This is a genomic window from Pelosinus fermentans DSM 17108 (genome assembly GCF_000271485.2).
Lineage (GTDB): Bacteria > Bacillota > Negativicutes > DSM-13327 > DSM-13327 > Pelosinus > Pelosinus fermentans.
The window spans coordinates 2,772,208-2,797,467 of the sequence record NZ_AKVN02000001.1 but is presented as its reverse complement, the minus strand read 5'-3'; the positions used below and the strand labels follow the sequence as shown (position 1 = coordinate 2,797,467).

The 25,260-nt window shown below is 37.9% G+C and carries 16 protein-coding genes, 2 other RNA genes and 1 other annotated feature; of the genes, 17 read left to right on the top strand and 1 reads right to left on the bottom strand.

Features of this window, described 5'->3' with window-relative positions:
• The first annotated feature begins 260 nt into the window (after positions 1-260).
• From dpaL to FR7_RS12905, 11 genes are all read left to right on the top strand, one after another.
• Positions 261-1,478 (top strand): diaminopropionate ammonia-lyase, encoded by a 1,218-nt coding sequence (dpaL, locus tag FR7_RS12955; RefSeq protein ID WP_007934978.1) that lies wholly within the window; start codon positions 261-263, stop codon positions 1,476-1,478.
• Between the two features lie 26 nt (positions 1,479-1,504).
• Positions 1,505-2,833 (top strand): putative aminohydrolase SsnA, encoded by a 1,329-nt coding sequence (gene ssnA, locus FR7_RS12950; RefSeq protein ID WP_007934975.1) that lies wholly within the window; start codon positions 1,505-1,507, stop codon positions 2,831-2,833.
• 15 nt (positions 2,834-2,848) lie between these two features.
• Positions 2,849-4,228 carry a nucleobase:cation symporter-2 family protein gene (locus tag FR7_RS12945; RefSeq protein WP_007934973.1) on the top strand — a complete coding sequence of 460 codons (1,380 nt, stop codon included), beginning with the start codon at positions 2,849-2,851 and terminating at the stop codon, positions 4,226-4,228.
• 47 nt (positions 4,229-4,275) lie between these two features.
• Entirely contained in the window at positions 4,276-7,554 is a 3,279-nt protein-coding gene (gene ygfK / locus FR7_RS12940; protein WP_007934971.1) for a putative selenate reductase subunit YgfK, read from the top strand.
• A 63-nt stretch (positions 7,555-7,617) separates the two neighbouring features.
• Positions 7,618-8,865, top strand: a complete 1,248-nt coding sequence (locus FR7_RS12935) for a YgeY family selenium metabolism-linked hydrolase (RefSeq protein ID WP_007934969.1) — start codon at positions 7,618-7,620, stop codon at positions 8,863-8,865.
• A 62-nt stretch (positions 8,866-8,927) separates the two neighbouring features.
• A complete protein-coding gene (locus FR7_RS12930; RefSeq protein WP_007934967.1) occupies positions 8,928-9,932 on the top strand; it encodes an ornithine carbamoyltransferase in 1,005 nt (334 codons plus the stop codon).
• Between the two features lie 2 nt (positions 9,933-9,934).
• The gene (arcC, locus tag FR7_RS12925; RefSeq protein ID WP_007934966.1) at positions 9,935-10,885 is read left to right on the top strand and encodes a carbamate kinase; all 951 of its coding nucleotides are present in this window, start codon (positions 9,935-9,937) and stop codon (positions 10,883-10,885) included.
• A 91-nt stretch (positions 10,886-10,976) separates the two neighbouring features.
• On the top strand, positions 10,977-12,353 hold the full coding sequence (hydA, locus tag FR7_RS12920; RefSeq protein WP_007934964.1) for a dihydropyrimidinase: 1,377 nt from the start codon (positions 10,977-10,979) through the stop codon (positions 12,351-12,353).
• 59 nt (positions 12,354-12,412) lie between these two features.
• Positions 12,413-13,177, top strand: a complete 765-nt coding sequence (locus FR7_RS12915) for an XdhC family protein (protein ID WP_007934962.1) — start codon at positions 12,413-12,415, stop codon at positions 13,175-13,177.
• A 1-nt stretch (position 13,178) separates the two neighbouring features.
• Complete coding sequence (locus FR7_RS12910) at positions 13,179-13,499, top strand: XdhC family protein (protein ID WP_007934960.1); 321 nt, start codon at positions 13,179-13,181, stop codon at positions 13,497-13,499.
• A gap of 283 nt (positions 13,500-13,782) precedes the next feature.
• On the top strand, positions 13,783-14,331 hold the full coding sequence (locus FR7_RS12905; protein ID WP_007934958.1) for a gamma-glutamylcyclotransferase family protein: 549 nt from the start codon (positions 13,783-13,785) through the stop codon (positions 14,329-14,331).
• Positions 14,332-14,441: 110 nt separating this feature from the next.
• Here FR7_RS12905 and FR7_RS12900 read toward each other — a convergent pair whose 3' ends face one another.
• Positions 14,442-16,004: a 2-isopropylmalate synthase gene (locus tag FR7_RS12900; RefSeq protein ID WP_007951014.1), complete on the bottom strand. Its 1,563-nt coding sequence runs from the start codon at positions 16,002-16,004 to the stop codon at positions 14,442-14,444.
• Between the two features lie 91 nt (positions 16,005-16,095).
• Positions 16,096-16,322: a binding site (T-box leader), on the bottom strand.
• Between the two features lie 188 nt (positions 16,323-16,510).
• Here FR7_RS12900 and FR7_RS12895 point away from each other — a divergent pair.
• The 6 genes from FR7_RS12895 to FR7_RS12870 all read left to right on the top strand — a co-directional run bounded on the left by FR7_RS12895 (position 16,511) and on the right by FR7_RS12870 (position 25,098).
• On the top strand, positions 16,511-18,235 hold the full coding sequence (locus FR7_RS12895) for an ABC transporter ATP-binding protein (protein WP_007934954.1): 1,725 nt from the start codon (positions 16,511-16,513) through the stop codon (positions 18,233-18,235).
• Between the two features lie 4 nt (positions 18,236-18,239).
• On the top strand, positions 18,240-20,126 hold the full coding sequence (locus FR7_RS12890; protein ID WP_007934953.1) for an ABC transporter ATP-binding protein: 1,887 nt from the start codon (positions 18,240-18,242) through the stop codon (positions 20,124-20,126).
• Between the two features lie 166 nt (positions 20,127-20,292).
• A non-coding RNA gene (gene ssrS / locus FR7_RS12885) (6S RNA) lies at positions 20,293-20,466 on the top strand.
• A gap of 108 nt (positions 20,467-20,574) precedes the next feature.
• Positions 20,575-22,260 (top strand): amidohydrolase, encoded by a 1,686-nt coding sequence (locus tag FR7_RS12880; protein ID WP_007940921.1) that lies wholly within the window; start codon positions 20,575-20,577, stop codon positions 22,258-22,260.
• 125 nt (positions 22,261-22,385) lie between these two features.
• Positions 22,386-22,560, top strand: a non-coding RNA gene (gene ssrS / locus FR7_RS12875) — 6S RNA.
• A gap of 282 nt (positions 22,561-22,842) precedes the next feature.
• Positions 22,843-25,098, top strand: a complete 2,256-nt coding sequence (locus FR7_RS12870; protein WP_007934951.1) for a diguanylate cyclase domain-containing protein — start codon at positions 22,843-22,845, stop codon at positions 25,096-25,098.
• Positions 25,099-25,260: the final 162 nt, after the last annotated feature.

Sequence of the window (25,260 nt, the reverse complement as noted above, 5' to 3'; positions counted from 1 at the left end):
ATGTAAAATACGATATTTATCAATATGATAAAAAATATCATATTGATAAAGAAAAACAGTAATTATCTTATATCATAGGAAGGAATTTATTTTATATTGTTTGACGAGTTTTAGGTACTACATGTACATTCTTAAGTATTTAGCTGCTTCTTTCCATGGGTGCCTTAATATGAAAAAGTATTTACGTTGTTTTCTGAATTTTGGCATATTTCTTGCAACATGATACGTATAGGATAAGAGTGGAAAAGGAGCAGAGGTATATGGAACAAAAAATAAAATGGGCTATGAATGATTTGTGCGGAAAAACAGCAAAGGTTTCTACTAATTTTTTGAGTCAAAAAGAAATAGAAAAAGTTAAAAACTTTCATAAGAGCTTTCCTGAATACAGTCGTACACCATTACGTAATTTAAAAAATTTGGCTGCTCATTTAGGAGTGGCAGGGGTATATGTAAAAGATGAATCCTATCGTTTTGGCTTAAATGCTTTTAAGGTACTGGGAGGATCTTTTGCCATAGCTAATTATCTAGCACAATGTCTGGGCAAGGATATTAGCCAATTAGATTATAGAAATTTAGTTTCGGATGAAACACGTAAGCAGCTAGGCGAAATTACTTTTGCTACGACAACCGACGGAAATCATGGGCGGGGGGTGGCTTGGACTGCGAGCCGATTGAAACAAAAGTCCGTAGTATACATGCCTAAAGGGTCTTCCATTATACGACTTAACAACATTAAAGCAGAGGGGGCAGAAGCATATATAACCGAATTAAATTATGATGATGCTGTGCGATTAACATCTGAAAATGCAAAAAAAAATGGCTGGGTAGTTGTTCAAGATACTGCATGGGAAGGATATGAGGAAATCCCTGCTTGGATTATGCAGGGATATGGTACCATGGCTGCTGAAGCTTTGGAACAATTACAGGAAATGAAAATTGACAAACCTACACACATCTTTATTCAAGCCGGTGTTGGTTCGTTAGCAGGTGCCGTACAAGGATATTTCTCCTCTGTATTTGGTGAAGAACGATCGAAAACAATCATAGTTGAATCAGATCAAGCGGATTGCTTATATCAGTCCATTCTAGCGAATGATGGTCAACCCCATGCTGTCACAGGCGATCTTAATACGATTATGGCTGGCTTGGCTTGTGGTGAACCCAATACGATTAGTTGGAATGTTTTAAGAGATTATAGTGATAGTTTTGTTTCTTGTCCTGATTGGGTAGCAGCAAGAGGAATGCGTATTTTAGGAAACCCAGTAAAGGGAGATGATCAGGTTATCTCAGGAGAATCAGGAGCGGTTACAGCTGGATTACTAGCTACAATCATGGTCAATGAAAAGATGAAAGAGATAAAAAAGGAGTTTGGTCTTAATGAAAACTCCAAAGTACTTCTCTTTAGTACAGAAGGCGATACCGATCCTGAAAAGTATCGTGATATTGTGTGGGATGGTAAATTTCCTGTAGATGAGTAAATATAAAAGTAAGTGAGGGGATAGGCATGCTGCTTGTTGGCAATGGCAAAATGATAACGAGGGATACGTGTCAGCCGTATTTGGCTGATGGTTGTGTAGTAATTCAGGAAAATATGATTATGGAAGTTGGCTTGACTCAAAAGATGCGGCAGAAATACCCTGATGCTGAATTTATGGATGCTAAAGGCAGAGTGATCATGCCTGGAATGATAAATACTCATATGCATTTATATAGTACTTTTGCTCGTGGAATGTCATCTAAAGATGCTCCACCACAAAATTTTGTAGAGATTTTAGAACGTTTATGGTGGCGGATAGATAAGGCTTTGACATTAGAGGATATTTATTATAGTGCAATGGTTGTATTGATTGATTGTATCAAAAATGGTACGACCACCATTTTTGATCATCATGCTAGTCCAGGTGCTGTACGGCAGAGTTTATTTGAAATGGCGAGGGCCACTAAGGCTGCCGGCATACGGAGCTGTTTGTGCTATGAAGTATCCGACCGAGATGGTAAGCAAATTATGGAACAAGGGATACAGGAAAATATCGAGTTTATCAATTATGCTGCTAAGCAGCACGATGATTTGACAAGAGGTATGTTTGGTCTCCATGCCTCCATGACGTTAAGTAATGAGACACTTGCAAAGTGCTCTAAAGTAAATGATGAATCAAAAATGGGTTTTCATGTTCATGTGGCTGAAGACGCTGCTGATCAAGTAGATTCAGTAAAGAAATATGGCAAAAGAGTTGTAGAACGTTTGGCTGAGTTTGGGATGATTGGTCCCAAATCCCTTGCGATACATTGCGTTCATATAGATGAACGTGAAATGGATATTTTACGGTTGAAAGGTGCCAATGTAGTTCATAATCCCGAATCAAATATGGGAAATGCAGTAGGCTGTTCCCCTGTTCTCACTTTAATGAAAAAAGGCATTACAGTTGGTTTGGGTACAGATGGTTACACCAGTGATATGTTTGAGTCTTATAAAGTCGCCAATATCTTACATAAGCATAACCAAGGTAATCCAAGCGTAGCATGGGGGGAAATACCAATCATGGTATTTGAAAATAATCCTGCAATCAGCAGCCAGTATTTTTCTCATCCGATTGGCAAATTAGCTCCCGGTTGTTATGCAGATGTCATTATCGTAGATTATGATCCGCCCACTGCCTTACACGAAAATAACGTTAATGGTCATATTTTATTTGGCATATCAGGCAGAGCGGTTGTTACAACAATTATCAATGGAAAGATCCTTATGCTTGAAAGAAAACTAGTGGGTCTGGATGAGACTGAGATCTGCAGTAAAGCAAGGGAGCTAAGTTCTAAGTTATGGTCTAGATTATAATCGCAGAAGAATGTATTGTATTTTGCTATTAGCGGCGTTGGTGAAATAAATAATGGGGTGATTAAAATGCCAGAAAACGTGTGTCATCCAGTAGATGAAAAATTGCCATTAGGGCAGACCTTTGTCTATGGATTGCAACATGTCTTGGCAATGTATGCTGGGGCAGTCGCGGTTCCTCTGATTCTTGCTAATGCACTTAAATTACCAAATGATGTACTTATTTATCTTATTAATGCAGATCTATTTGTGGCAGGCATCACAACCATTATTCAGTGTATCGGGTTTGGACATATTGGCAGTAAACTTCCCTTGATGCAAGGTGTAACGTTTGCTGCGGTAACACCCATGATTATTATCGGACAGACTCATGGTTTAACAAGTATTTTTGGCTCAACCATTGCAGCAGGAATTATAACCTATCTGCTGAGCCCATATTTTAGTAAACTACTGCGTTTCTTTCCACAGGTTGTTACAGGGACTATCATCACCATCATTGGTATTTCTTTATTGCCAGTTGCCGTGAACTGGTCGGCTGGAGGTAATCCTTCTGCTCCGAATTATGCAAATGGTACCTATATTTGTTTGGCTTTTGTGGTATTGACCTTTATTTTGCTATTAAATCGTTATTGTAAAGGTTTTTTAAGTAATATTTCTGTTCTCCTGGGGCTGATTTTTGGAACTATCATTGCTATACCTCTAGGAATAACAGATTTATCAAAAATATCCCAAGCTAACTGGATCGGAGTGACAATGCCCTTTGCTTTTGGAGTGCCTACCTTTGAATTTTCCTCCATTTTAGCCATGACTGTAGTTATGCTTGTAGTAATGACAGAAACAACGGGAGATCTCGTTGCTATCGCTGAAATTGTAAAAAAACCTCTTCAACCGAATGATTTAACCAAGGGACTTCGGACAGATGGTATTGGCACATTGATCGGCGGAATATTTAATTCCTTCCCTCATACTGCATTTGCCCAGAACGTTGGCCTTGTAAGTTTGACAGGCATTAAAAGTCGTTTTGTTGTTGCCTCTGGTGGACTTATATTGATTGTCTTGGGGCTTTTACCTAAGGCTGCTGCTCTTGTAGCTGCTATTCCTAGCCCTGTACTTGGCGGTGCTGGAATTGTCATGTTTGGTATGGTCGCTGCCAGTGGTATTAAGTCATTAGCAAAAGTCGATTATGAAGGGAATAAAAATTCTCTGATTGTGGCAGTAAGTGTGGGAGTGAGTATGATTCCATTAGCTGTTCCTAGCTTCTACCATACCTTGCCAGAGTGGGCAGGAATTGTTTTACATAGTGGTATTACTGGAGGTACCTTAGCCGCGATTCTATTAAATGCCTTCTTCAATGAGTTTGGTACCATTATAAAAAAACAGGAGTCTAGGATTGTGTAAGTACTATTTTATTATCAAATTCAAATGGAGCAAGGAGGAAAAGCTACATGTCTCACACCATGAAAGTTCAGCCCTTTGAAGTTATATTAACATGGATTTTAAAGGAGTTTGAGGAAAAGCAGTCTATTTTTGGGATACATCAATCTTTGTTCTACACTCCTTCCAAAGAGAATCCTTATACTATTAAAAATATGTTTGGAAGTTATCTGGCAACACCCATTGGTACTGCAGCAGGTCCGCATACGCAATTGACTCAAAACATTATTTGTACCTGGCTGTCCGGTGGGCGTTTTATTGAACTTAAGACAGTTCAGATTATGGATGAGCTAGAAATCTCTAGGCCCTGTATTGATATGGAGGACGAGGGCTATAACGTCGAGTGGTCTCAGGAATTGAAACTGGATCAATCTGCTAATGAATACATAAAAGCTTGGGCATTAATTCATATTTTACACAACATGCTTGGTTTTACACATCTCCCTGTTGGTACTATCTTTAATATGAGTGTAGGTTATAATCTGGAAGGAATAAAAAGTCCGGCTATGACTCGCTTTATGAATCGTATGGCAGACGCCTCGGAAGAAATTGCTCAGATTAAGGCTGTTCTTGAAGATCAGTTTCCACAGTTCGCAGATCTTGAAATTCCTACTCAGCTTACCAATAATGTGACTCTTTCTACCATGCATGGCTGTCCTCCTGATGAAATTGGGAAAATTGCCTGCTATTTAATGGAAGAGAGAAAAATGCATACCACCGTTAAACTGAATCCTACCCTTCTCGGTAAAGAAAGGTTAATGAGCATTATCCATGATGATTTAGGTTATAAGGATATTGACATTCCCGATGCCGTCTTTGCCCATGACTTGCAATATGAGCGTGCGTTAGAATTGATCAAAATGTTACAGAAGGTTGCTGCTGAGCAAAAATTAATATTTGGAATAAAATTGACCAATACATTAGCTATGAAGAATTACAAGGGTAATTTGCCCGGTGATGAGATGTATATGTCAGGTCGGGCATTATATCCTATTGCAATGAATCTATATAATGAAATTCTAAAAGAGTTTCGTGGTGATCTAAATGTTTCTTATTCTGCAGGAGCAGATGCTTTTAATTTGACAGATATTTTAGCTTCTGGTGCAAAAAGCGTAACGGTTGCTTCTGACTTACTGAAACCTGGCGGCTATTCTAGATTTGTCCAATATTTAGAGAACTTGAAAAATGAAATGGCAAAGCGTGGCGCGAGAACTCTAGAGGAACTTGCTGGCAATAAAATGGTTAATTTAGAGAATGCAGCTGCAGAGGCACTAATAAATAAACGTTATAAAAAAAGTTATCATCCATATGATCTACCTAAAGTTTCATCTAATCTTGATATGTTTGATTGTGTAACAGCTCCCTGTATAGAACAGTGTGCAGTATGCCAAGATGTTCCCGAATATGCTTGGCTGATTGCAAATGGCGAATATGATAAGGCTCTGGAGGTAATTTTAGCTCGTAATCCTCTGCCAGCAATCAACGGGTATATTTGTACTCATCTCTGTCAGACCCGCTGTACTCGGAATAACTATGATGAACCAGTAGCGATTAGAGCCTTGAAACGATTTGCTGTTGAAAAAGGCAGGGTTAATAGACTGCTAAAAGCTAAGACTGACAAAAAGGCAGCAATCATTGGTGGAGGACCTTCAGGGCTGGCAGCAGCAGCTTTCTTAGCATTAAATGGTATTCAGACTACTATCTATGAAGGGAAGGATAAAGCAGGCGGCATGCCAGCGATAGCTCCAGCTTTTAGGATTCCTCAGGATGTAGTACAAAATGATATTGATCGTATAACAGATATGGGTGTAAAAATAGTACTTTCTCATCCAATTACTACCCCTCCAGAGGAGTTGTTAAAAGATGGTTTTGATGCCGTTTATGTAGCTTGTGGTTTCTCGAAAGATGCTCGTTTGAACATTCCTGGAATGGAAGCAAAAGGTGTCTATTCTGCTCTTGAACTGCTAGAGCTTGTAGTCAAAGGTGAAAAGCCGGATTTAGGTTCCAATGTTCTGGTAATTGGCGGTGGCAATACTGCCATGGATGCAGCTCGTACCGCCCAGCAAATTACAGGTAAACCAGTAACGGTTGTTTATCGGCGAACTAAGCAGGAAATGCCAGCTACGGATGAGGAGAAGGAAGAACTCTTTGAAGAAGGCAACCGATTAGAAGCACTTGCTACGCCAACGCAAGTGATTGTAAAAGATGGCCAGGTGGTGGCCCTGGAGTGCTTGCGTAATCAGTTAGGTGAAGCCGATACTGACGGTAGAAGAAATCCAGTACATATTCCAGGTAGTGAGTTTGTAATAAAAGCAGATTCTATTATTGTCGCAATTGGGCAAAGTCCAGATGTTACCTTTCTGAATGGTAGTTCCGTATTTCAACATAAAAACGGTAGGATTGCTGTTAATGCTAAAACAGGCATAACAGGTAAGAAGGGTGTATATGCAGGTGGTGACGCTACTCGTGGACCAGCTATTGTGATTCAAGCTTGTGAGGATGGACGCCGAGCAGCGGAATCGATTTGCCAAGAGCTTGGTATTGTTTTTGAACAAGGGACTTGTCCTGGAACAATACTTTCTGAAGCAGATATTTTAAAAGTAAAACAAGTTCGCGCCAGAAAAGAAGTCCAACTTATGCCTAATCGGCTTCCAGTGGCTGAGCGCATTGGTTTCAACCTTATTGAGCAAACCTTTACAGAAGAAGCTGCTCGTCAGGAAGCAGCTCGATGTATGCAGTGTTCTACTTTCTGTGATAAGTGCGTTGAAGTCTGTCCTAATCGGGCTAATTACACCTACATTATTTCACCAATACGAACAATCTTATCCACACTTGCTTGTCAAAATGGCACATTGATGGTGGTAGGGAAAGAAAGTTTTACTGTTAATCAGCATCGTCAAATTATTCATCTTGATGATTTTTGTAATGAATGCGGCAATTGTGCTTCCTTTTGTGTCCATAATGGTAAGCCATATATGGATAAACCAAGGTTGTTTCTCAGAGAAAATGATTTTAAACAAGAGAAAGATAATGCGTTTTACATTCAAGGAAATATCATTTATAGACGGGCAGACGGCATAGAGTCGAAACTTTCTGTAACGAAAGATGGCGTAGTATTTGAAAATCCATTCGTTACGGTTCACTTATCTCCTGATTTTGCAATCAAGGAGATGGCGTTGAAGAAAGACTTCACAGAGATACTTTCCTTGCGAGAAGCAGTTCAGATGGCGCTCATATTCCAAGGTATTATCACTTCGTTGCCATTTCTATCCTCTAATTCTGCTACATAAAGAATTAAGGGTAGCCAAAATAGTGATACATATTATAAAAATAGTTAGAGAGGGGCTGACATTTTGAAAGTCGATTTTAACAAAGTCTTAGAATTAGCAAAAAAGTATGAACCTGATATGAGTAAGTTTTTGAGGGATATGATTGCTATTCCCAGCGAAAGCTGCCAAGAGGAAAAAGTGATACTCCGCATTAAAGAAGAAATGGAAAAAGTCGGTTTTGACAGGGTAGAAATTGATCCTATGGGAAATATTCTGGGTTATATGGGTCATGGTACACATTTGATTGCAATGGATGCTCATATTGATACTGTGGGTATTGGCAATCCTGAAAATTGGAAATATGATCCTTATGAAGGTTATGAAGATGACGAAATTATTATTGGCCGTGGCGGCAGTGACCAGGAAGGCGGTATGGCTTCCATGGTGTATGCGGGAAAAATCATCAAAGATCTCAAGTTGGAAGAGGACTATACATTAGTGGTAGTTGGCTCTGTGCAAGAAGAAGATTGTGATGGACTTTGCTGGCAATATATCATTAATGAAGATAAGCTGAAACCAGAATTTGTTGTGATTACCGAACCAACAGACGGTAAGATTTACAGAGGGCAAAGAGGGCGTATGGAAATCAAAGTAGCAACGAAAGGTGTAAGCTGTCACGGTTCAGCTCCTGAACGCGGGGATAATGCAATTTACAAAATGGCTGGAATTCTAAATGAATTGAAAGCTCTTCATGAAAATCTAGTGGACCATGATTTCTTAGGTAAAGGCAGCCTGACAGTATCGGAAATATTCCATACTTCACCTTCCCGATGTGCTGTGGCTGATAGTTGCTGGATTTCTATAGATAGACGATTGACTGTGGGTGAGACAGGTGACTATGCAATTGGGCAGATTAAAAATCTTCCTTCTGTAAAAGCTGCAAATGCAGAAGTTACAATGTATCAATATGAAAGACCTTCTTATACGAATTTGGTTTATCCTACTGAGTGTTATTTCCCAACATGGTTGATTGAAGATGAACATCCCGTTTGTCACGCCGTAGTTGATTCTTATAAAGGCTTATTTAAAGAAGAACCTAAAGTAGACAAATGGACATTCTCAACCAATGGGGTTTCGATTATGGGGCGTTATGGTATTCCTTGTATTGGTTTTGGACCGGGACATGAAGATCAGGCTCATGCACCAAATGAGCGAACTTGGAAGAAAGAATTAGTCAATTGTGCCGCAGTATATGCAGTTATTCCCATGATTTATACTACCGAATATGCTGCCAAAATGCCTGCTCATACTGCAAATCTTGTAAATAAATAATGTTTGTTTTTTATTAAAAATCATTTTTCTATAAATATAAAAAATTTAGGGGGATTATTATTATGCAAACCATTTTTCGTGGGAGACATTTCATCAACCTGGAAGATTTTACTAGAGAAGAAGTAGATACTATGCTTGAAGTGTCATTTGATCTTAAGAAAAAATTTGCTATGGGTGTTCCTACGAATTATTTACCAAATCAATCTATGTTTTTAATGTTCTTTGAGCAATCAACTCGCACTAGGAATTCTATGGAAGCTGGCTTTGCTCAACTTGGTGGGCATGCAGGTTTTCTTGATTCTAGCAGTATGCAAATTGCACATGGTGAAAGTGCGAAAGATACAGCCATTATCCTTTCTCGTTTTGGTCATGCTATTGCTTGCCGTTATTGCAACTGGGGTTATGGTAATAAATATCTGAATGAAATGGCGAAATGGTCCCATAAACCTATCATGAACCTACAGTGTGACCTCTACCATCCGTTCCAAGCATTAGCGGATTTAATGACCATGAAAGAAAAACTTGGTGATTTAAAACGTGTAAAGGTTGCTATCATTTGGGCGTATGCGGAAAGTCATAAGAAACCAATTTCTGTGCCTGTATCACAATTGTTGGCATTCCCTCGTTATGGCATGGATGTATGGCTGGCTCATCCTAAAGGTTGGGAACTTCCTGATTGGGTCATTGAACAGGCCAAGGAAAATGCTGCTACATATGGCGGTACTGTAACAGTCACGAATGATGAGGCCGCAGCTTATGAAGGAGCACAAATTGTCATTCCTAAAAACTGGGGAAATTGGGTTAATGACCAAACAGGCGTTGCTGCTTCTGGTGCTGTTTCTGTTGTTGATGATAAACTTATAGCGCAAAAATCTTGGAAATGTACTGAGGCTAAGATGGAAACTGCAGATAAAACTGTAATGTATATGCATGCTTTGCCTGCTGATCGAAATAATGAAGTTGAGGATTCTGTGATTGATGGTCCTCATTCTATCGTATATGATGAAGCTGAGAATCGCCTTCATACTGCAAAAGCCGTTATGACTCTCTTAATGGGTGGCCGATAAGGATGAATAAGCTTGCTGTTATAGCCATCGGAGGTAATTCTTTGATTAGTGACAATTCCCATCAAACGATTGAAGATCAGTATAATGCTGTTTGTGAAACTGCACGAAGTATTACTGGCATGATGGAAAAAGGCTACAATGTAATCATCACTCATGGTAATGGCCCTCAAGTAGGCTTTATTTTAAGGCGATCCGAAATTGCCACGGAGGCAGCAGGAATGCATCCTGTGCCTTTGGTAAGCTGCGGTGCAGATACGCAGGGTGCTATTGGTTATCAGATACAGCAGGCTATGGATAATGAATTTAATAGAAGAGGTATTGATAAGTCTGCCGTTACCATTGTCACCCAGGTAATTGTTGATGCTAAGGATTCGGCTTTTGAAAATCCAATAAAGCCAATTGGCTCTTTTTATACAGAAGAGCATATTCAAAAGATTAAATCGGAAAACCCTACTTGGGTGTTGGTAAGTGATGCCGGCAGAGGTTATCGTCGTGTTGTTGCGTCCCCTTTCCCAAAGAAAATTGTCGAAATTGATATTATTAGAAAGTTGGTTGTAGAAGGATATTGTCTTGTAGCAGTTGGCGGTGGTGGTATTCCTGTTATTCAACAGGATGATGGCACATTAAAAGGAATTGATGCAGTTATTGACAAGGATTTCGCTTCCAGCTTGCTGGCAGCACAAATCAATGCAGACGTACTTATTATTTCAACAAGTGTACCTTTAGTGTATCTGAATTATGGTAAAGCGGATGAAAGAGCATTGGAGAAAGTGACTTTACATGAATTGAAGCAATATGTTCAAGAAAATCATTTTGCTCCTGGCAGTATGTTACCTAAAATTCAAGCTGTAATAAATTTCTTGGAAAGTGGCGGTAAAAAAGCTATTATTACTAATACTGAGTCTTTGGAAGCAGCGGTATCTGGAAAAACCGGTACACATATATATCCATAGTTGTTAAACTGGTAATTGTTTTGCACAAATAGATAGACTACAGAGATACTAAAAAGATGAGTATCACTGTAGTTTTAATGGAGGCGCTGCTGTGGGGATTGTTTTGCGTGGTGGAACTATTGTAACAGCTGTTGATTACTATAAAGCCGATATTCGTATTGAAGGTGAAAAAATTGTTGCTATCGGCAAGGAAATTATTTTACCTGAGGATAGAATCTTGGATGTAGAAGGGCATCTTTTACTTCCCGGAGGTGTTGATGTCCATACACATTTTGATTTGCCAGTAGGCAATACTGCCACTGCTGACGATTTTATCAGTGGTACACAAGGGGCAATCATGGGTGGGACAACGACGATTATTGATTATGCAACTCAATTTAAAGGTCAAACTCTTAAGGCGGCTTTGGCCAACTGGCACGCTAAGGCTCAAGGAAACTGTTATGTGGATTATGGCTTCCATATGGCTATAACGGAATGGAATGATGATATAGCTGAGGAAATAGGTTGGTTATCACAAAGCGCTGGGGTGACTTCTATTAAATTATATATGGCTTATAAAAATTTTTTGCAGGTTGATGATGATATTTTATTTCAAGCCTTAGTTAAGAGTAAACAGTGCGGCGTGCTAGTTTGTGTCCATTGTGAAAACGGGGATATGATCTACAATTTAGTAAAGCGTTATCGCAGTCAAGGGAATGTAACGCCTTATTATCATCCTCTATCGCGCCCTATTGTGGCAGAAGAGGAGGCTGTTTACAGGATTATTGCTTTAGCACATGCTGCCCAATCGTTAGTTTATATTGTACATTTAAGTTCAAATAATGCTTTGCAAATTGTGATGAAGGCAAAATGTAGGGGTAATCGAGTTTATGCTGAGACATGTCCTCAGTATTTATTGTTGGATGAAAGTTATTATAGCAAAGATCATTTTGAAAGCGCCAAATATGTAATATCGCCTCCCTTGCGCAAGAAAGAAAATCAGGATTTTCTTTGGCGAGGTTTACATGATGGAATGCTTGATGTTGTTGCCACAGATCATTGCTCTTTCAATTTTCATGGACAGAAAGATGCTGGTTTGCATGACTTTAGTATGATCCCAAATGGTATTCCAGGAGTGGAGAATCGCTTAGGACTCCTCTATACTTATGGTGTTGTCCCAGGAAAAATCAGTATAAATACATTTGTTAATGTAACTGCAACTCAGCCAGCAAAAATCTTTGGACTATTTCCTCGCAAAGGAACGATAGCACCAGGCAGTGATGCTGATATTGTAGTATGGGATATAAGTGATGTCTCAGTAATTAGCGCCCAAGTCCAGCAACAGCGAGTTGACTATACACCTTATGAAGGGTTTCAACAAAAAGGTAAAGCTTTACACGTTTTTTTGCGAGGGCAGCAGGTTGTACAAAATGGCAATTTGTGTGACGAAGACCCTAAGGGGATTTATTTGCTACGTAAGTTGATATGATGAAGGAATCAAGATTACCCTTAGTCGGCCTTATCTAAGGTTTGTGGAAAGGAGAAGATATGGATCATTTCTCAAATATTTTACAACAATTCAATCATTTTCAATCGACGCAAATTATAACAATAGTAGGCACTCCGAAAGATCAAACAATTCACTTAGGAAAAATGTTGACTATATCCAAGGGAAATGAGTTTGAAGGAATGCTTATTGACAAAGAATTTACAGCTTTGGTTGTTAATAAGATAGAAACAGCAAATTGGCAGAGGCCCACTATCATAGAAATAGAATATGAGGGGGCTTACCGCCTTTTTTGGGATTGTTTGTGCACTCGTCTGAGTGCTTTAGTGCTAGGTGGTGGACACATCAGTCAGCCCGTAGTAGAATTGTTGCATCTGATTGGTTATGCTGTAACAGTAATAGATGACCGTCCAGAGTTTGCCAATACCCTTTCTTTCCCCAATGCAGAAAAAGTTATTTGTGAAAACTTTGGAACTGCTTTAAAAGACGTAGAAAGTAACGATTATTCGGCAATTATCATAGTTACTAGAGGGCATCGTTATGATTTAGAATGTTTACGGGCTGTACTTAATTATCCGGTACCGTATCTAGGGATGATCGGTAGTAAACGAAGGGTGAAAGGGATTAGGGACAAACTGACTGAAGAAGGTATCGCAGCAGAGAATTTATCACGTCTGCGAGCTCCCATTGGTCTTGACCTTGGTGCTCAGACACCAGCGGAAATTGCTCTTAGTATTGTTGCAGAGATATTAGCATCAGCTCGAAATGCTACCTGCTTACCGCTTAGCGGTAAAAGGAGGGAATAAGATGGATGCGAAAATTTTTAAGGCTATTTGTATAGTTAAAGAGGAAAAGAGTAGGGCTGTATTAGTCACGGTCATTGATACTCGTGGATCGACGCCTCGTAAAGCTGGCACCAAGATGCTTGTCTATCCTGATGGAAAGATACTAGGTACGATTGGTGGTGGTTGTACAGAGTCAGAAGCTAAGTTACAAGCTCTTCGAGCATTGGATGAGGGGGTGTCGTTTACTCATATTCTGTCGTTACTCGATGATACTGCTGCTGATGAAGGTATGGTTTGCGGTGGTACAATGGAGATCTTCCTGCAAGTGATTTGTAGCAGCTAGCAGGATATATTCATCAAAAATCATAAAATAGAAAAACTGCAGCTGCTATTATTATATATTGATTAAAATTTTATTAGACATATCTCTTACTTTGAGATATGATATTCTAAAGGAACTCAAAAGAGAATAAAGTAGTGAAGCAATGGCGCTCCAAGACAATTCGTATTGTTTTTGGCGCTTTTTTATTTATTGCTATGCTTCCTGCTGAAGGATGTTCGGCTGCACTGATAGCGGCTTAAATAACCTGCAGATCATGAGTAGAAAATAAAAGGGGTGTAATCATATGGGAACAACCAATCCAAGTCGTCTTTATTTTGCTTATGGGTTTAATCTCGATTTTGAAAGAATGAAGCAAAAATGCACTAAGCCACGTGTACTTTGCATAGCCCGATTACCGGAGCATAAAATAGGGTTTTATGAAAATTCTGTTATCTGGGATGGAGCTGTAGAAACTGTTATTCCTGATACTCAATCGGAAGTGTGGGGAGTGTTGTATCAATTAGAATCTTATGATTGGGAACAATTAGATAATTGCGAAGACGTTAGGTTAGATGGAACTGGGGAGTATTTTCATTATCCGGTAGAAGTACTTGATGAGCAAAGTAGGGTCAGAGAAGCAAGTATTTATAAGAAAGCCAGATTGGGAAAACCTAAGCTGCCTAGCACCGAGTATTTAGATATAATTGTTCAAGGGGCAAAAGAGCAGGGATTGCCTGAATTTTATATAGCGACGCTAGAAAGTATTGCATCAAAGCCTGCCTCCTATGCAGTGCCTAGGGTAAAGAATCACGGTAAGAAGACGATTTCGGAAGGCTGTGAAGGGTGCCAGTAGCTGAAGATGGATAATCCGTATCATATTGCCATAAAGGCATACAACTCTTACTTCAATAGAAGAAGGAGTTGTATGCCTTTTGGCAATAGTAAATTATCAAGTATTGTGCGTTATTTTTCGTTACCAATGTCTTCAATGATAATCATGTTTACGCCATTGAGAAAAGCTAAAGCGCTGGCTCTTATAATATCTGTGTCGACTGCTTTAGATGAATAGACTTTATTGTTATATCGAATTTGTAAATTGACGCGTCCTAGAGCCTCTTTGCCTCTTGAAACACTAGTGATCTTATATTCCACTAATTCGATGTCAAAACCTACAATGTTCTTTATGGCTGTATAAAGCGCATCAATAGGACCATCTCCAACTGCGCTGTCTTTAAAAAATTCTTCACCACGTTTTAAGCGTACACTTGCAGATGGAAAAATATCATTACTGATTACCTGGGAAGCCACGAGTTCATATAACTTTCCGCTTACCGTGTGTACTTCTGCTTGGGTATTGCCTTGCTCAAAATAGTAGCGGTCAACGAGGTAATAGAGATCATGAGTATAGACTTCTTTCTTTAAGTCGGCAAGGTTCAAAAAATTATTGAAAAGATTTTCGAAGTCCTTATTTTCGATGTTTTTGTGTATGATTTTGCTGATAGCATCTTTAAAGGCATGTCTTCCCGATCTGGCTGTTAGAATGAGTTCCATATTTTCCACGCCAACATCTTCGGGTCTAATAATTTCATAGGCATCACGAGATTTTAGCAGACCATCTTGGTGTATACCAGAGGAATGAGCAAAAGCATTGTCACCGGTAATTGCTTTGTTAACCTGGATATCTAATCCCATTAAAGTGCTGACAAGCTTTGAGGTTGTTTTTATTTCTTTAAGCACCACATTAGTGTGGGCATTGTAATAGGAGGAACGTAGCTTAAGACCCACTGCTACTTCTTCTAATGCTGCATTGCCTGCACGTTCGCCAATACCATTTAAGGTACATTCTACTTTAGTGGCTCCATTTTTGACAGCAATTAAGGTATTGGCCGTAGCAAGACCTGTATCATTGTGACAATGTACACTTAATATTACCTTATCATTTAAATTTTTTAATCTATAATTAATTTTATTAATTAGTTCGCCAAATTCTTCAGGGACCGCATATCCAACCGTATCAGGGATATTAATCATGGTGGCTCCAGCTTTTACTACTTGTTCAATCGTTTTCCAAAGGTATTCAAAATCGCTTCTGGAGGCATCTTCTGTAGAGTATTGAACATTAGGAAGTAATGTCTTTGCATATCGTACGGCGTCAATGCCCATTTCTAAAATTGATTCTTTAGATTTATTAAATTTTTTCTCAACATGAATGGCAGAGGTTCCTAAAACAATATGAATGAGGGGATTTTGCGCATATTTAATACTTTCATAGACTGCATCAAGATCTGCTTTAACAGCTCTTGCCAAAGCCGTAATCATCGGACCATCTATAATTTCCTTGGCAATTCTTTGTACAGAGTCAAAGTCACCTTTAGAAGAAGAAGGGAAACCAGCTTCAATAATATCTACATTTAATTTTTTTAATTGATGAGCAATTTCAAGTTTTTCGTATATATTGAGTTTTGCACCAGGCACTTGTTCGCCATCTCGTAAGGTTGTATCCAATACTAATACTCTTCTACTCATTAAAAATACCTCCTAAGTTTATTCTATATAATCATGGAGATTTTTAGTGACTAATCCGGATTTAGACACTAAAAAACCTCGTCTCTACTATAATAGAGACGAGGTTAACTCGCGGTACCACCCTAATTGGTTCAAAAATGAACCCCCTTTTTCGATGGCAAACACCATCTATCCCTGTAACGGTGGAATTCCGGCTCACCCTACATTATCGGGCTGCAGCTCATGGGTGAGTTCAATGCCTAAAATTTACCGAATCGCACCAACCTTCGGCTCTCTGAAAATTTCTAAACATCTACTATTCCCAGTCATTACCTTTGACTATATTGTTACTTATTCTAATCATTAAAACACTTCTTGTCAATAGAATAAAAGAAAAAAATATAAAAGAATCTTGAAATACTCAGTGCAGCGATTCTTAACAACTATACGATATAGTGTATAATGTACTATAGTTGCTTATCTTATAATTTTAGCATTAATTTGGAACTTTCAAGGAGATTGAAAGCATGAACTTTTTTAGTCGTTACACAGGAAAATATGGTAAAAAATTTTTTCTGGCTGTATTTTTTGTAATGTGTGAGACGGTGTGTGATCTTATATTGCCGGCGATCATGTCGCAAATTATTGATGTGGGGATAGCCGGAAAGAATATGGAATATGTTCTTTTAAAAGGAGGTTTCATGCTCTTTATTACAGCATTAGGAGCCATTGCAGCGTCTTTCCGCAATATTATATCAAGTACTGTTTCGCAAAAATTTGGGACTGAGCTGAGATTGGATTTATATAAAAAAATTCAAACATTGTCTCTTGAAAATATTGAGCACTTTGATAGAGCTTCTTTGGTAACGCGCTTAACAAATGATGTTACGCAAATCCAGAATCTTGTAAATGGACTCATGAGAATCTTTATCAAGGGGCCTTTTTTGTGCATCGGAAGTCTTATTATGGCGATACAACTCAATGCTAAATTAGCATTGATCTTGGCAGTGGTCATTCCGATTGTAGGGATATTAATCCTTATTAATATGAAATTTGGTTTTCCTTTTTTTATAAAGGTTCAACAGGTTCTTGACCAGTTAAATAGTGTAATGAGAGAATATTTATCTGGTGTCAGGATTGTAAAGGCGTTTAATCGATTTGATTATGAAGTAGAGAAATTTAATAAAGCAAATCAAGAACTCCAATTCAAATCTGTTAAAGCGATGCGGATGATCTCTATTTTTGGGCCGGGGATTATGCTTACAGTAAATTTTGGTATTGCAGCAGTGCTCTGGTTTGGAGGAAAGTATGTACATTTAGGAGAAATGCAGGCAGGCCATATTATTGCATTTATTAATTATATGACACAAATGTTGTTCTCATTGCTGTTAATTTCTATGGTTTTTAATATGTTCGTGAGAGCAAAAGCATCAACAGAGCGTATTAGTGAGGTATTTGCTCAAGAAGATCGGATGACATGGGATTGTTGTCCTAGTTCGATGACAGTTATTAAAGGTAGAATTGATTTTCAAAATGTATATTTTTCTTATGGAAAAATGAAGGAAGAGGCAGTTATTAAAAATGTTACGATGACCTGTATGCCAGGAGAACGGATTGGGATCATTGGTTCTACAGGTTCAGGCAAGAGTAGTCTTATTCAGTTGATTCCTCGTTTTTATGATGTAACTTCTGGTTCTATCAAAATTGATGGGGAAGATGTGAAGGACATAAACCCAAAGTGGATACGAGAGAAAATAGGTATTGTGCCTCAGAAATCAATACTATTTACTGGTACCATTATGGATAATATAAAATGGGGAAAAGAAAATGCTACGATGGAGGAAATTGAAACTGCAGCTAGGGTTGCGCAAGCACACGACTTTATTATTGCATTACCTGAAGGGTATCAAACAAAAGTTGGGCAGGGTGGCGTCAATTTTTCTGGTGGACAAAAGCAGCGGCTGGCGATTGCAAGAGCATTTGTTAAAAAGCCGGAAATTCTTATTTTAGATGATGCAACAAGTGCTGTTGATGTGCTTACAGAAGAGAAAATAAAAGAAGCCTTAAAACAATATGCCAAAAATCTTACTTGTCTTATTATTGCTCAGCGGATTATCTCCATTGTGGATTTAGATAGAATAATAGTACTTGATCAAGGGGAAATTGTGGGTATTGGCAAGCATCGTGAACTGATGGAAAGTTGTGAAATTTATCAAGAAATATTTTACTCACAAGTAGGTAAGGAGATGTAGTGGTATGTCTCAAAAAGATGAGCAGAAAACAGAAGGTAAGAAGCAAGTGCGTAATTCACTGAATTCTGATAACGTGGGAGGAATACGTGGAAGTCTGAGTGGACGCCGTGGAAGAGGCCCAATTGTTAAACCTAAAAATTTTTTAGCAACCTTTAAGCGATTATGGTATTACATAGGTAAGGAAAAAAATGTGTTAACCTATATTTTGTTATTTCTAATAGCGGAGTCGTTACTTACTCTATTAGGACCTTATTTGATAGGTCTTTCTATTGATACGATGTCTGCTTCCAATGGCTTTGTTGATTTTAATGCATTAGAAATATTGGTGATGACCTTAATTTTTGTATATGTAACTAGTGGAGTTTTGACTTTTCTACAGGGATGGCTTATGGCAGGGATGTCTCAGCGGATTATTGCAGATATTAGAAGGGTTTTATTTAAAAAACTTCAACATCTTCCTGTTGCCTTTTTTGACATTCATCCTCATGGAGAATTAATGAGCAGATTATCGAATGATATTGATAATGTAAGCGGAACGATATCTCAGTCAACGACACAATTATTATCTGGCTCCATTATGATTATTGGTTCTCTGACGATGATGATTGTGTTGAGCCCTTTTCTTACTGTAGTCAATTTACTTACTGCTTGTTTGGTGATTTTACTTGCTCGTGTTATTGCTAATAAAACAAGTGAATTATTCAAAGAGCAGCAGGCAGAACTCGGGAGATTAAATAGTCATATTGAAGAAACAATTTCAGGCATACAGTTAGTAAAGGCGTTTAATCGTGAGGATAAGGTAATTGCAGCATTTGATGATGTAAATATGAAATTATGTGAAGTAGGCTTGAAAGCACAAATTTGGTCAGGATTTTTAATGCCGCTTATGAATGTAATTAATAATTTTGGAATTGCTCTGATTGCTGTTATAGGTGGTATTCTAGCAATAAAAAGTATAATTACGATTGGTGTTATTGCTAGTTTTTTAAGCTATTCAAGACAATTTGCCAGACCTTTAAATGATTTGGCAAATATATTTAATCTTTTACAGTCTGGTGTTGCTGGTGCAGAGAGAGTATTCGAGATTCTTGATGAGAAAGAAGAAACCGCAGATCTGCCAAACGCTATAATATTAAACAATCCTAAAGGGCATGTTGTTTTTGAAAATGTTAGTTTTGGTTATCGACCAGATGTTTCAGTATTGAAAAATGTAAGCTTTTTGTCGGCAGAAGGTAGTAGTACTGCGCTTGTAGGGCCTACAGGTGCAGGAAAAACTACGATTGTAAACCTAGTTACCCGATTTTATGATGTAACTGATGGAAGGATATTAATTGATGGAATTGATGTCAGAGAGTATACCAGAGATAGCCTGAGGCGATGTTTTGGTATTGTACTGCAGGATGCATATTTGTTTTCTGGTACAATTAGAGAAAATATAAAATATGGAAAGCCTGATGCAACTGATGAAGAAGTGCAAGAAGCATCAATAATGGCTAATGCACATCGTTTTATTTCAATGCTTCCGAAGCAATATGAAACTCAGCTATCAGAAAATGGCGCAAATTTAAGTCAAGGTCAAAGACAGCTTCTAGCGATTGCAAGAGTGATCTTAGCTAAACCGTCGATTCTTATTTTGGATGAGGCTACAAGCAGCATTGATACTCGTACCGAAATACATATACAGGATGCGTTGCTAAAAATAATGCAGGGACACACAAGTTTTGTCATTGCTCACCGATTAAATACCATTCGGGGCGCAAATAATATCTTAGTAATTGATCATGGTGAAATCGTGGAAGAAGGTAATCATGATTTCTTAATCCACACTGAAGGAGTCTATTATCAGATGTTTTTTGATCAATTTAAAATATTGAGAGAACACAATGTTTAGGATAGAAAAAATTCATATATTGAAACGCAAAAATGCGAATTTTAAAGAATAAGCACGTATCCTGTATATTAACCTTCCTAAACCGAAAAATGCTCCTAAAACTAAATTATAAAGGACTTTGCACTAGTACGATTCATATGATATTATGTATACATCGTAGTAAAAAAAATGCCTGAAATGCACGTTATCTTTTTTATGTCCAACCTACTTTTATAACTGGGGAATCTAATGATATCTGGCTGCCGAGCCATCATTGAGTGGAAGGCAAAAGCATATCTAGGATGCCCACCTGCGAGCTGCAGGTTTGGACATATCAAAGAGACGATATTATGGGCTTTATCTTTTCTATTGAAAAGGGACTTATCATAGGGTAAGTCTTTTTTTTCTTTATATAAAATGCTGCGAAAGGGCAGAAAAAAGGCAGGTGAATATAAAGTTGACTAATTGTATGGTAGCTGACATCGTATTGAAAAATGGCGTAGTGTATACCGCTGATGAGCAAGATCAGATACATCAAGCAGTGGCAATTAAGGATAATACAATTTTGTTTACAGGCAGCGATAAGGAAGTGCAGAATTTTATAAGTAATAAAACTCAAATCATTGATTTGGGAGGGAAGATGGTACTGCCTGGTTTGATCGATAGTCACATTCATCCACCTGGTTTATCCTTATCAGAGCTTTACGAAGTTCAGCTATTTAATATAAATAGCATAGAAGGATATGTGGAGGCTGTAAAGAAGTTTATTGCAGAGCATCCAGATGTTAAAATGGTTTATGGCAGAGGCTGGTCATGGGGTATATTAGCAGGTGAAGAGTTGATTAAAGGACCTCGCAAAGAATATCTCGATGCTGTTACGAGTGAGATTCCTATCGTTTTACGCGCACATGATGGTCACACCCTATGGGTAAATTCCAAAGCTTTAGAAATAAATGGTATAACTTCGGAAACCGAAGTACCTCAGGGCGGCGTTATAGAAACGGATCAGAGTAATGGTGAGTTGTGGGGAACTCTAAAAGAATGGGCTATGTGGCTGATTGCCTTGCCTGAATATAGTTTGGATCAATATATTACTGCGATGACTGCCTTCCAGAAGAAGATGCATCGTTTTGGTATTACGAGTATTCTTTGTATGGCAAGCGTGCCTTTTGATGTCATTTTTAAAGCTTGTGATGAAATGCAAAAAGCGAAACAACTGCAGCTGCGTGTTCGTGGCGCTATGACGGTTAATACCAGAGAGAATCTGCTTAGCCAACTTATGCATATTAAAGAGTTGAGGAGACAGTATCAGACTCCTTTGCTCCAAGTCATTACTGCAAAGTTTTTTACGGATGGGGTAATTGAAGGCTGTACTAGTTATTTATTAGAGCCTTATAGTATAAAAGCTGGAAGAGGTGAGAACTATTATGGTGATTTTCTGTGGGAAATGGAAAATCTAAAGAATGCTTTTTATACAGTGAATCAGTGCGGTATGCAAATTCATGTTCACTCGACGGGCGATGGTTCGACTAGAAAGGTATTGGATGCTTTAGAATACGCTAATAATAAAATGGCAGCAGGAGACTATCGTAATACCATTACCCACTTACAGCTTGTAGATCAAAAGGATATATTGCGCTTTAAAGAACTGAATGTAGTTGCTAGCGTACAGCCATACTGGCAATTTAAAGGTCCTAAATGGTGGTATAATGTTGATTATCAGTTCATGGGTGAACGTGCTAATCTGGAATTTCCTTTAGGTACTTTTTTTCGCGAAGGGATCACTGTAGCGTCTTCTTCCGATTATCCTGCCACAGCTGTGCCCAATCCTTTCTTAGCGATGGATGTTGGTGTCACACGTAATATTGATAACGGTGCCTTACATGGCGTAGAGGATATTACAGATATGGATGATGAAAGGTATCTTTTAAATAAAGGCGAACGAGCCACTGTAGAGCAAATGATCAAAAGTTTTACTATAAATGGTGCCTATACTTTATTTATGGAACATGAAATTGGTTCTATTAAAGTGGGGAAGATTGCTGATCTAGTGGTTATTGATCAAAATTTATTTGTGGTGAATCCTATTGATATAGATAAGACGAAAATCCTCATGACCTTTTTTGATGGCAAACTAGTATACAAGGTGGATTGACTTTATATTCTATGCAAATGGCTTTGCATCTTAATAATTGATATGGTATTATATATTTAATGTTGAAAGAAGGTTTAATGCCAAGAACATTCCAAAATCAACAGCTGTTTAACTATTAGAAAATGATCTACCTGTGATATATGTTATCTTATATATGTCCAACCTACTTTTATAAATAGGGAATCTAATGATCTGGTAGCTGTCGGACCTCCTTTGAGTGGATGGCAAAAGCCAATCTGTGATGCCCACCTGCTAGCGGCAGGTTTGGACATATAAAAGAAACGATATCATGGGTTTACTTATTTCATTAGCGAAAGAAGGATTTTATTATTAGAATCCTTCTTTCGTTTTTATTGAATTCGTTTACTGTTGAATTAAATAATTTGGTGTATCGATTTGCAGGATCAAATAAGTTGTGAGGCGAATCATTTTATAAGCAAAATTAATATTGATGGCTAATGGAAATAACCGTCTGTCGTACAACAGACGGTTATTTGTTTGAATTTTCGCAGGAAAAAGGAAAATATTGTCGAATTAAAAAATATACGATTTTCTGAGTTATAGAAGTAAGGAGTTGATATTATGTTTCAAAATAAATATTCTATTGGCTTCAAAATCACGGTAATGTATATAATTATCAGTGTCCTGTGGATATTATTTTCTGATTATTTGGTAAACAGTCTCGTTTCAGATCCAGGGATGGTAATTAAAATAGAGGTTGCAAAAGGATGGTTTTTTGTAGCGATTACAGCCTTAGTGTTATATCAACTCATTTCCCGTAGTTCTGGGCTCCTTAGAGAATCTGAAGAGCAATTGCAGAAGAAAAATGAAGAGATTATGACAACATATGAAGAGTTGCTTGCTTCTGAAGAAGCATTAAAACAGCAATTTGATGAGTTATTATATAGAGAGGAAAAAATAAATCGGCGAAATGAATGTTTGTATGCTTTACATGAAGCCTCCATCACTCTTATGCAAGGTTTTATGGTAGATGATCTTTTGAAGATTGTGGTTAGAAAAATGATGGAGATAAGTGGAGCTCAATTTGGATATATCTACTTACTTAGTGAAAATGACAATTCTATGATATCAAAAGTGATAGAAGGATTTGCGCTAGATCAGATTCAGGAACGTGTAAAAAAAGGTGAAGGTATTATCGGTAAAGTATGGGAAAGCGGAGATATCGTTATTGTTCCAAGATATCATGAGTGGGAAGACCGATTACGCGACCCGGTTTATAATCTTTTAAAAGCAGGTATTGGTATTCCTTTGAAAGCCGAGGGAAAAGTTATTGGTGTCTTTAGCATGAACTATACAGTAAAGCATGTTTTTGATAAAGAAGAATTACAAATGTTAGAAAGTTTTGCCGAGCTCACATCGATTTCCTTAGGAAATTTTCTATTATATGAAGCGTTACAAAAAAGTCAACGACGGAATCAAAGGTTAATTGATGCGCTGCCAGATTCGATATACCTTTTGGATTGCTCTGGCATCGTACTTTCTTATAAAAACGGTAAGGAGTTTACTTCAAAAGTTAATCAGGAAGAGAAAATTGGGAAAAAATTAGAAGAGTTCTTAATGATGGAGAATCCGCAAATTTTGGCGGAGAAGATTCAACAAGCGCTTTTAACGGAAAAGATTCAATTCTTTGAATATCAATATCAAGAAATGAAAATGATCAGATATCAGGAAGTACGAATTATAGCGATTAATGCTAATGAAATCATTGCCATTGTCAGGGATATTACCCATCGAAAAGATATGGAGGGAAAACTTCAATATTATGCTTTGCATGACAGAATGACCGGATTATATAATCGAGTGTATTTTGAAGAGAAGCTGCAGGAGCTGGAAAGAAATTGCCAGAGTTCTATTGGAATTGTGATATGTGATATTGATGGTCTTAAATTAGTAAATGATACTTTTGGACATCAGGCTGGTGATGAGCTTCTCATTAGTGCTGCTATGATCATTAAAGAGTGCTTTTCAGGAATTGCTGAAGTAGCAAGGGTAGGTGGTGATGAGTTTGCAGTAATATTGCATAATTCAAGCAGTACAGATATTGAAGAGATTTGCCAGTGTATTCGTCGGCGGGTTAGCGAATTTCGTGAGGCTAATACTAAAATTCCCCTTAGTATTTCCATTGGATTTAGTGTCAAAGCTTATCCTAAGCAAAGTGTATCGGATATATTTAAAGTTGCTGATGATAATATGTATCGGGAAAAATTACATAGCAGCCAAAGTATTCGGAGTTCCATCGTTAAGACTCTTAGTAAAGCCTTGGAGATTCGGGACTTTGTTGATGATGGGCATATTGATCGATTGGAGATCTTAGTCGTAAAGTTGGCAGAAGCGATAGGGATAGAGTCGAGTAGATTACCTGACTTACGTCTTTTAGGCCGTTTTCATGATATTGGTAAAGTAGGTATACCTGATCACATCCTTTTTAAATCGAGCCGCTTATCAGATGAAGAGTTTATAATTATGAGACGTCATTGTGAAATCGGTTATCGAATGGCGCAGTCTTCCGGTGAGTTATTACCAATTGCAGATTGGATATTAAAACATCAAGAATGGTGGAATGGGCAAGGATATCCGCTAGGAATCAAGAATGAGGGAATACCTTTAGCGTGTCGGATCTTATCTATCGCCGATGCTTTTGATGCGATGACGAATGATCGTCCTTATCGTAAAGCCATGAAGCATGAAGAGGCTATTGCAGAGATTGAACGTTGTGCAGGGACACAATTTGATCCTAATTTAGTACCACTTTTTAAACAGATTGTTGCAGCGGAGTCTGACAAGCTAAAAAAAATGCGTCATGCAGTACAAACTTGAATTGTAGATATTACTATTTTTATGAAAATAAATAAGATCATAAATTCCAGTAATATCTCATAAAATACTCTTTATAATAGCTTATAAGGAGGCGCTATATTTGTTAATTCATATACAATGCGGAGGTACAGTACATTTTAATAATTTTGGTATGGGAAAATG

Coding starts and splice junctions, on each gene's coding strand:
- dpaL (WP_007934978.1), top strand. CDS start 261: ATGGAACAAAAAATAAAATGGGCTATGAATGATTTGTGCGGAAAAACA.
- ssnA (WP_007934975.1), top strand. CDS start 1,505: ATGCTGCTTGTTGGCAATGGCAAAATGATAACGAGGGATACGTGTCAG.
- ygfK (WP_007934971.1), top strand. CDS start 4,276: ATGTCTCACACCATGAAAGTTCAGCCCTTTGAAGTTATATTAACATGG.
- FR7_RS12930 (WP_007934967.1), top strand. CDS start 8,928: ATGCAAACCATTTTTCGTGGGAGACATTTCATCAACCTGGAAGATTTT.
- arcC (WP_007934966.1), top strand. CDS start 9,935: ATGAATAAGCTTGCTGTTATAGCCATCGGAGGTAATTCTTTGATTAGT.
- FR7_RS12915 (WP_007934962.1), top strand. CDS start 12,413: ATGGATCATTTCTCAAATATTTTACAACAATTCAATCATTTTCAATCG.
- FR7_RS12910 (WP_007934960.1), top strand. CDS start 13,179: ATGGATGCGAAAATTTTTAAGGCTATTTGTATAGTTAAAGAGGAAAAG.
- FR7_RS12905 (WP_007934958.1), top strand. CDS start 13,783: ATGGGAACAACCAATCCAAGTCGTCTTTATTTTGCTTATGGGTTTAAT.
- FR7_RS12900 (WP_007951014.1), bottom strand. CDS start 16,004: ATGAGTAGAAGAGTATTAGTATTGGATACAACCTTACGAGATGGCGAA.
- FR7_RS12895 (WP_007934954.1), top strand. CDS start 16,511: ATGAACTTTTTTAGTCGTTACACAGGAAAATATGGTAAAAAATTTTTT.
- FR7_RS12890 (WP_007934953.1), top strand. CDS start 18,240: ATGTCTCAAAAAGATGAGCAGAAAACAGAAGGTAAGAAGCAAGTGCGT.
- FR7_RS12880 (WP_007940921.1), top strand. CDS start 20,575: ATGGTAGCTGACATCGTATTGAAAAATGGCGTAGTGTATACCGCTGAT.
- FR7_RS12870 (WP_007934951.1), top strand. CDS start 22,843: ATGTTTCAAAATAAATATTCTATTGGCTTCAAAATCACGGTAATGTAT.